This is a genomic window from Actinomadura sp. 6K520, from assembly GCF_004349245.1.
In the GTDB taxonomy this organism is placed as follows: domain Bacteria; phylum Actinomycetota; class Actinomycetes; order Streptosporangiales; family Streptosporangiaceae; genus Spirillospora.
In genome coordinates this window covers 1-7,935 of sequence record NZ_SMLC01000255.1, presented here as the reverse complement: position 1 = coordinate 7,935, position 7,935 = coordinate 1, and the positions used below count along the sequence as shown (strand labels likewise).

Annotated in this window: 7 protein-coding genes; 3 read left to right on the top strand and 4 right to left on the bottom strand. The window is 71.6% G+C overall.

The genetic code is table 11. The features are described 5' to 3' along the window. Positions 1-200: 200 nt before the first annotated feature. Positions 201-1,427, top strand: coding sequence for a helix-turn-helix domain-containing protein (locus tag E1289_RS34905; RefSeq protein ID WP_131988004.1), 1,227 nt, complete (start codon positions 201-203; stop codon positions 1,425-1,427). Positions 1,428-1,497: 70 nt separating this feature from the next. On the opposite strand, the gene E1289_RS38650 is transcribed toward E1289_RS34905, so the two are convergent. Beyond that, complete coding sequence (locus tag E1289_RS38650; RefSeq protein WP_165970743.1) at positions 1,498-2,412, bottom strand: alpha/beta hydrolase; 915 nt, start codon at positions 2,410-2,412, stop codon at positions 1,498-1,500. A 442-nt stretch (positions 2,413-2,854) separates the two neighbouring features. Here E1289_RS38650 and def point away from each other — a divergent pair, with 442 nt between their 5' ends. Beyond that, a complete protein-coding gene (gene def, locus E1289_RS34890) occupies positions 2,855-3,394 on the top strand; it encodes a peptide deformylase (protein WP_131988000.1) in 540 nt (179 codons plus the stop codon). Here def and E1289_RS34885 read toward each other — a convergent pair. Then, positions 3,374-5,014, bottom strand: coding sequence for a CocE/NonD family hydrolase (locus E1289_RS34885; RefSeq protein WP_131987998.1), 1,641 nt, complete (start codon positions 5,012-5,014; stop codon positions 3,374-3,376). The genes def and E1289_RS34885 overlap by 21 nt on opposite strands. A 36-nt stretch (positions 5,015-5,050) precedes the next feature. On the opposite strand from E1289_RS34885, the gene E1289_RS34880 reads away from it, so the two are divergent. Beyond that, complete coding sequence (locus tag E1289_RS34880; RefSeq protein ID WP_131987996.1) at positions 5,051-5,980, top strand: arginase family protein; 930 nt, start codon at positions 5,051-5,053, stop codon at positions 5,978-5,980. 10 nt (positions 5,981-5,990) lie between these two features. On the opposite strand, the gene E1289_RS34875 is transcribed toward E1289_RS34880, so the two are convergent. Further along, positions 5,991-7,106, bottom strand: coding sequence for a hypothetical protein (locus E1289_RS34875; protein WP_131987994.1), 1,116 nt, complete (start codon positions 7,104-7,106; stop codon positions 5,991-5,993). Positions 7,107-7,707: 601 nt separating this feature from the next. Continuing rightward, positions 7,708-7,935 (bottom strand): ATP-binding protein (locus tag E1289_RS38645; protein WP_165970742.1); only part of this gene is annotated, 228 nt, incomplete at its 5' end.

The window sequence follows — 7,935 nt, the reverse complement described above, 5'->3', positions numbered from 1 at the left end:
CTCCCGTCCCACCCCACCGACACGACACGCCGAGCAACCCTCCAAGCTCAACCCACAACCGGCCCCGTACGTACAAGAGGCCATACGCGGTCTGTAAGCCGCTTGACAATCTCGCCCCGCCAAAACCTACGGAGCGCACCTAGCCCACCCGAGCCACCCCGCAGACCCTGTAAGGACGCGAGATTCCCAAAGGAGCGCCTATGAGTCGGAGGGGGTCGTCTCTCTCGGCGGACTTCCCGCTTTCGGGGGTGCCGGTGGATCTCGCCGGGCCGATGCTTCCGTATCTGGACGCGGCGGCGGTGGAGATGGTGCGGGAGATCCAGTCGCTCGTGCCCGAGTACGCGCGGCCGCCGGAGAGCCGTTACGGGCGGCGGATGCACTGGGCCGTGGAGCAGAGCGTGCGGCAGTTCGTGGACGCCATCGGCCGCCCGGACGTGGACTGGGAGACCGTCACGGCCATCTACCGCCGTATCGGGGCGCACGAGGCCCGCCAGGGACGCAGCCTGGACGGCCTGCAGTCGGCGATCCGTGTCAGCGGGCAGGTGGCGTGCCGGCGGTTCATCAAGGACGCGCGGCGGCTCGGCTGGTCGCTGGACACCCTCGGCAAGATCACCGAGTCGCTGTTCGTGTATCTGGAGCGGATCGCGAGCGCGGCCGGCCAGGGGTACGCGCGGGCGCAGGGCGAGCTGGCGGGCGAGCGGGAGCGGTTCCGGTGCCGGCTGCGCGACCTGCTGGTGATGGATCCGCCGGCCAGCGCGGAGGCGGTCGGGGAGCTGGCGCGGTCCGCCGGGTGGCCGGTTCCGAAGACCCTGGCGGCCGTCGCCGTCCGGCCCGATCCGGCGCAGGCGGTCCCGGTGCTGCCGCCCGCGTTCCTCGTCGACTGGCACGGCCCGGGGCCGTACCTGATATGCCCGGATCCGGACGGCCCCGGGCAGGACCGGCTGCTCGCCGCGATCACCGGGGCGCGGGCGGCGGCGATCGGGCCGACCGTCCCGCTTTCGCGGGCGGCGCTGTCGCTGCGGTGGGCGCGGCAGGGGCTGGCGCTGGTGGAGCGCGGGGTGCTGCCCGGGAAGAAGCCGCTGCGCTGCATCGACCATCTGCCGAGCCTGGTGGCGGCGCAGAGCGAGGAGCTGATCGACGTGGCGCTGGGTTCGCGGCTGGCACCGCTGATGCGGCTGCCGCCGCACCGGCGGGACGCGCTGGCCCGGACGCTGCTGACCTACATGGAGAACCGCGACAACGCGGTGGCGACGTCCGAGCGGCTCATGGTGCACGAGCAGACCGTCCGGTACCGGATCCGCCGCCTGGAGGAGACGCTGGGCGGTGTCCTGCTCGACCCGGGCCGCCGTATCGAGCTGCTGCTCCTCCTGCACTACCTGGTCCGCCTGGACCCGGGCGGCCGGCGGCCGTCTCCCGAGGAGGGGTGACGGCCCGCGCGGGAAACGGCGGGGCCGGTCTCGCGCCGGGCCGGCCCCGCCGTTTCGCTGACCGGTGGGGTCAGCCGGTCGGGCAGGTGCCCGTGTATTTCGCGATGCCCGCGTCCGGCCGCGGGGCCGGGCACAGGAACCGCTCGTAGCGGGCGTCGTCGTCGACGAACCGCTTCATCCACGCGATGGCGTATTTCGCGATCGTGGTGTTCGGCGAGTTGAACGTCAGGTGGCCGGCGTTCCGCAGTTCCAGATACGCCTTCTCGGGTGCGGCGGTGAGGCCGGTGAAGTACGACTCGGCCATCGAGCCCGCCGGGGCGATGAAGTCGTTGTCCGCCGCCATGATCATCGTGGGCACCCGGACGTCCGCCCAGTCGTAGTCGAGGTTCCACGGGGCGAGCGGTATCGCGGCCCGCAGGGACGGGCGGTCGTCGGCGGCCTCCAGCGTCCCGCCGCCGCCCATGGAGTGGCCCATGGCGGCGAGGCGCGATCCGTCGACGCGGTCCCGGACCTTGCTCGCGCCGGCCACGTAGTCGAGGGCGGCGAGGAGCTGCGCACCGCGGGCGGCGGGCGTGTCCAGCAGGCCGTTGGTCTCCAGGATCATGACCACGAACCCCTGGGACGCCAGGCGCGGGCCGTACCAGCCGACGAGCGCCTCCGGGGAGACGAAGCCGGGCGAGACGGCGATGGCGCCGAAGGTGCCCTGGCTCAGGTCGGTCGGCGCGTAGATGGTGCCCCGGTTGAATCCCGCTCCGCTGTTCGCGGGGACGTCGATCTCCTCGATGTCGAACGGGCCCCTTTCCGCGGTGATGCTCTGCTCGGTCGGCGCGGGCCCGCGCTCGTGGGGATTGGCGGCGAGCCGGATCGCGGCCGGAGGGGCGGGAGCGGCGGCGTTGGCGGCGGGAGTGGGGGTAAGGGCTGCTCCGGCGGCCAGCACGGCGGCGGCGGGGAGCATTCTGAACGCATGCGCCACATGCTTGTTCATCGGTGGGCTTGACCCTTCACTAGCCGAACCGCGACGTGTGGGGCATTCGCGGTATCCGGATTGTGCGGCGCCCGGTCGGCCGTTACTTCGCGCCCACCGATACCTTTCGACGGGAAGCCTTGTAGTGAACTAATAAACTCCCTGAAAACGGACGGAGGGGTCACTTCCCCCGAAGTGACCCCTCTTCCCCCCGTTCCGCCGGGCGGCCCCGGATGCGTACACAGGACCGGCCGCTCCCCCCGAAGCGGCAGTCGCATCGGCCGTCCGGCGGATGTGTCGAAGGTAGCGAGGCCGGGGCCGCGGGTTCGAGGATTCGGCCGTCCCCGTCGATGAGCGGGCGACGGTGTGCGACGAACGGAACACGCTCTGCTGCCAGGCGCTGGATGTATTTTTGCACCGACGTATAAGGAATTGACCCTGGTGGGCCGGGAGGGCACGGGCGATGACGGGACGGGTGCGACCGATCACGATGGTGGGGACGCCTGTCCTTCATCGACCATGCCGTCCCGTCGAGGATTTCGACGCGGCGCTGCGGGAGCTGGCCGACGACATGTTCGCCAGCATGTACGAGGCGGACGGTGTCGGCCTGGCCGCGAACCAGATCGGCGTGGACCTGCGCGTCTTCGTGTACGACTGCCCGGACGAGGACGGTGAGCGGCGCAAGGGAGCCGTCGTCAATCCCGTGCTGGAGCTGCCGACTTTGGAGAACCGGCGGTTGGACGACGGCGAGGAGGGCTGCCTTTCCGTGCCGGGCCCGCACGCGCGCCTGGCGCGTCCCGACCAGGCGGCCGTCCACGGCTTCGACGTCACCGGAACACCGATCACGGTCGAGGGGACGGGCCTGCTCGCCCGCTGCCTCCAGCACGAGACCGACCACCTGGAGGGCAAGCTCTACATCGACCGCCTGTCGGCACGCGCGCGCAAGAAGGTGCTGAAGGAGTACGAGGCGCTCCGCGCGGAATCAGGGGCGCTTCCCGGCTGACGTCTCCGCCGGGCCGTCCCAGATGGGCAGGTGGACGGCCGACGGGTACGTCGCGCCGCGGAAGATCTCGAAGCGGGTGCGGCGGGTCGCGACGGCCTCCCCCGGGGGTGCGCCGGTGCCGGGATTGCGGGCGAACCGGGGGAACGCGCCCCCGGCCAGCATGACGCGGAGCCGGTGCCCGCGCGCGAACCGGTAGGCGGTCGGATGCATCTCGATCTCCGCGCGGACGATGCCGTCGGCCGGGGCGCGGTCCGGGGTCAGGCGGAGTATCCCGTCCGTGACGTTTCTGGAGACGCCGTCGCGGTCGACGTCGCAGAGGCGGAGGAACAGGTCGCCGTGCCCGGTGCTCGTGCGAACGTGCACCGTTGCCGAGACCGGTCCGATGATGTCGAGGTCGCTTTCCAGGGGTGCGCCGGTGAGGACGACCACGTCGTGACGGCGTTCGATCCGCGTGTTGTCACGCTGCCCGCCCTTGCCAGGGGACAGCAGGGGGCCGCCAACGGCCGGTGTGGGGTCGAGCGGGTCGTAGGTGAACGTGGCGCGCTCTGCATCGGCCGGCACGTCCCAGGAGAGTCTTCGGGACAGGTAGAGCGGCGTGGGCTTGGTTCCGGGCGGCGGCCACCGGTCGAAGTCGAGCCAGCGATCGGCCTGTTGCAGGTGCAGCCTTACTGGAGCCTGGCGCAACCGGGCTTTTCTGTCGTTCAGGTGGGCATCGAGCCAGGAGACCTGGTCGATGAGCATGGCGCGCAGGGCTTTTGTGTCGTGCCCCCATGGGCCGATCGTGATGCGGACGTCGCGTCCAGCGGTCTGGAGGGCGGCGAAGTCGCGGAGCTGCCGGCGGAGGAAGAGATCCCACCAGCCCGTCACCATCGTGGCGGGTGCGACGGTGCCGGGGACGGCGTCGCTGTGGTCGGTGGCCTTCCAGAAGTCGTCGCCGGACCCGGCATGGGCGGTGACCTCCTGGAAGAACGGTTCGGGACGTCCGATCGCGGCGGTGTCGGCCTCACCCACGGGCAGGTGCCGCATCGCCCGGCGTACGCGCCGGTTGTGCAGGGGACGCCTGCCGTCGCCCTGGGTGCCCATCAGCGACGACCAGACCAGCGTGTTGTGAAGGGCCAGCGCACCGCCCGGGTAGAAGGAACTCGCGAACTCGGACGCGGTGACGCCGAGCCCCAGCGCCTCCAGGGGCGGGTCCGCGTAGGGGGCGACGGCCCAGGCGGTGAAGCCGAGATAGCTCGCACCGGCCATCGCCACCCGGCCGTCGCACCACGGCTGCGCCCGGAGCCAAGCGAGCGTCGCGAGGCCGTCGTCCTTCTCGTGGTGGAAGGCGCGGAACGCACCGCCCGAGCCGGGGACGCCGCGCACGTTCTGGACGACGACCTGGAGGCCGCGGCGGGCGAGAACTCCCGCGTACAGCCGCAGGGCGGGCCGCCCTTTGCCGTACGGGGTCCGGATCAGCACCGCGGGCAGCGGCCCGGCGCCGCGCGGGCGGCGGAGGTCGGCGACCAGCACGACCCCGTCCGGCATGGGTATCCGCAGGTCGCGCTCGATCGAGACGCGCCGCGCCGGCGCCGGGGGAAGGCCGAGGAGACGGTCCGCGAGCGGTCGCCGGCCGGCCATCGCGCGCCCCCTCCCCAACTGGTCTAAATTGCGAGAATGATCGCAGTCCTCGACGCCCCGTCCAACCTCGGGCTGCGCCCGCCGCGCGAGGGACACGAGCCGGGCGTGCGCCGGCTGGCCCGGGCGCTGCGCGGGCACGGCATCCTCGGCCGCCTGGCCGCCGAGGACGCCGGGCGGGTCGACCCGCCGCCCTACCTGTTCGGCCCGGACGAGGAGACCGGCTACCTCAACGGGCCGGGCATCGCCGACTACGCGGAGCGGCTGGCGTCGCGCGTCGGGGAGCTGCTGGACACCGGCCGGTTCCCCGTCGTGCTCGGCGGGGACTGCGGCATCCTGCTCGGGCCGATGCTCGCGCTGCGCCGCCGCGGCGCGTTCGGGCTGGCGTACCTGGACGGGCACGACGACTACTCGCCCCGGCGCGACCCGGCGGCCGTCGCGGGGCGCCTCGCCGCCGGGGGGACGGCGCTGGCGCTGGTCACCGGGCACGGTCCCGGCGCGCTGGCCGACATCCGCGGGCTGCGCCCCTATGTCGCGGAGGAGCACGTCGCGCACCTCGGCGTCCAGGTGGAGCCCGAGGACGTCGAGCTGTTCGACCTGGCCGCGTTCGACGCCTCGCGCGTCCGCCGCTTCCCGATCGAGTACGTCCGCCAGCACGGCGCGGACGCGGCGGCGCGAGGGGCACGCGACCATCTGGAGGCGGCACCGATCGACGGCTTCTGGATCCACCTGGACGCCGACGTCCTCGACCGGAGCGTCATGCCGGCGGTCGACTCCCCCAACCCGAACGGCCTGTCGTTCGAGGAACTCACGTCCGTGCTGACGACACTGGCGGCGAGCCCGCGCGCGCTCGGCCTCCACGTAACCATCTACGACCCGGAACTGGACACGGACGGCATGGCGGGCGCAGCGCTGACGGACACGGTGGTCACCGCACTGGACCGAGCCGGACTGAAGCGTACCGACTGAAGCGGACCGACTAGGGCGATAGGAGCCGTTCGTACTCGTCGAGGACGCGGGCGAACTCGCCGGTCGGTATCTCGCAGGCATGCCCTGGCAACCACAGGTGCTCCAGGCGGGCGGTCTGCACGTCCAGCCGGAGGTGGCAGGCGTTCCCCGTGTGCTCCCATCCCGGGCGGGCGGCACGGACGACCTCAAGATGGTGGCGGTGACTCTGCACGTCGTGAAGCAGGAACGCGGTCAGGACGTGCCTCGGCCCGTACACCGATGAGGTGCACCCACTCGCGGTGGACGCCGCCGCCTCCAGGTCGACACCGGAATCGGCCAGCTCTGGGAAGAACACCCTCACACGCTGCATGACGCCCCCGACCGCGATCGGCTCGCAGGGGAGACGCAGCACCATGTCCGGGTCGACGTAGCCGTGCGCCGGGACACCTGCGACGAAGCCGTACCACGCCCCTGGGACCGACCTCAGGAAACGAGCCTGCATCAGGGCGCTGCCCAGCTCGGTCATGAGCCGCTCTGGGTCGATGCCACGCGGCATGAACGTCTTGGTGCCGCTGCGCAGCCGCGTCTGCGTCCCGTCCAGGACGGCCAGGTCCGCCCAGCACGCCCCCGAACCGGTGCTCAGGACGCCGTGCGGAAGGCATGCGTCCGGGTGAGGGGTGAGCCCCGCCATGTCCTCCAGAACGGCACGCGGTGTTCGGATGAGACCCCAGCCCTGCGTCCGGTGAGAGACGGACCCCAGCGCGAGGGACGTGGCCACAGGCTCGCCGGAGGACGCCTCGCTCAGCGTGCGCTCAAGGCTGCGGCGGCTATGCAGCGCGCCCACCTGCTGAAGGTACTCGTCCAGGCACCGCCGCAGCACCGCCGGGTCGAGGTCGCACGACGCCCATCCGGCGACGTCGCGCACGTGGACGATCGTTCCGTCGAAATCGAGGCGGTGGTAGCGGTAGAGCTCCTGCCAGGGCTCGAACCGGTCACCGCTCAGCCGCCCCTGGGCGCGGACGATCGCGGAGATGTCCTCGCCCAGGTCGTTGAGGAGGAAGTCGCGCAGCGGGGCGTGCAGCGGATCGGTCTCCACCGCCACCCGCACCCCGTCGCTGCGGAACCGCACCGGGAGCGATATCGCCATTCGCGTGATTATGCCGATAAGCGAAGATCATCACCGCTTTGGCGGAATGTTCGGTGTGCTCACTCCGGTCACCGGCAAGATCCGACGACCGGACCGCACCATGTGTGCCGACAGCCTGACCGTGTGTGACCGAAGGGGCGGAGTTCGCTCGCGCCGCTTCCCCAGCGGCGACGCAGGCACCGGGGAGGCGAATTCCGATCGCGGCGATTAATGGGTTGACACCTGTCGGCCACCTATGGCTAACTCTTACCCATGAAGCTTTGATACTTCTCCGGTTGAGCCGCCCGCCGACACTGGACACGGGCCCGCTCCCATCTCACCAGGCGGTATGACCGCCGTCGTCCGGCGTCCTCGCCACATCCGTTTCACACCGGCCGTGGCCTGCGCCGTCCTGCCGTAAAGCCTTTTTCGTCGGCCCTTTCGCGGCCGAATTTAAACGTGCCCGGAGGTATTCTCTTCATGCGTGCCATTCACAACAACCCCGTACCCGCGCCCTTCGCCAGGACGAAGAATAAGGGCAAGCGGAAGAACGCCGACTTCAGATCGGTGAAATTCGCGGACAACAACCGCCGGAACGCCCGGCAGCTGCCCACCCGGCAGCTCAACCGCGGTCGCTGAACGGCGCCCGGTCCCGGCCGCGGGCGGCCGGGGCCGGGAACTCCGCCCACACCACCGTCCGGTGGCCGTCCGCCCGGAACCCCCAGCGGGACGCCAGCGCCGCCACGATCCGCATCCCCCGCCCGGACTCCGCGCCCACCTCCGCCTTGACGTGCGGGCGCACACCCGCCGCCCCGTCGTCGGCGACCTCCAGCCGGTACACCCCGTCCCC

Excerpts from the sequence above, each read along its gene's own strand:
- E1289_RS34905 (WP_131988004.1), top strand. The coding sequence starts at position 201 with ATGAGTCGGAGGGGGTCGTCTCTCTCGGCGGACTTCCCGCTTTCGGGG.
- E1289_RS38650 (WP_165970743.1), bottom strand. The coding sequence starts at position 2,412 with ATGAACAAGCATGTGGCGCATGCGTTCAGAATGCTCCCCGCCGCCGCC.
- def (WP_131988000.1), top strand. The coding sequence starts at position 2,855 with ATGACGGGACGGGTGCGACCGATCACGATGGTGGGGACGCCTGTCCTT.
- E1289_RS34885 (WP_131987998.1), bottom strand. The coding sequence starts at position 5,014 with ATGGCCGGCCGGCGACCGCTCGCGGACCGTCTCCTCGGCCTTCCCCCG.
- E1289_RS34880 (WP_131987996.1), top strand. The coding sequence starts at position 5,051 with ATGATCGCAGTCCTCGACGCCCCGTCCAACCTCGGGCTGCGCCCGCCG.
- E1289_RS34875 (WP_131987994.1), bottom strand. The coding sequence starts at position 7,106 with ATGGCGATATCGCTCCCGGTGCGGTTCCGCAGCGACGGGGTGCGGGTG.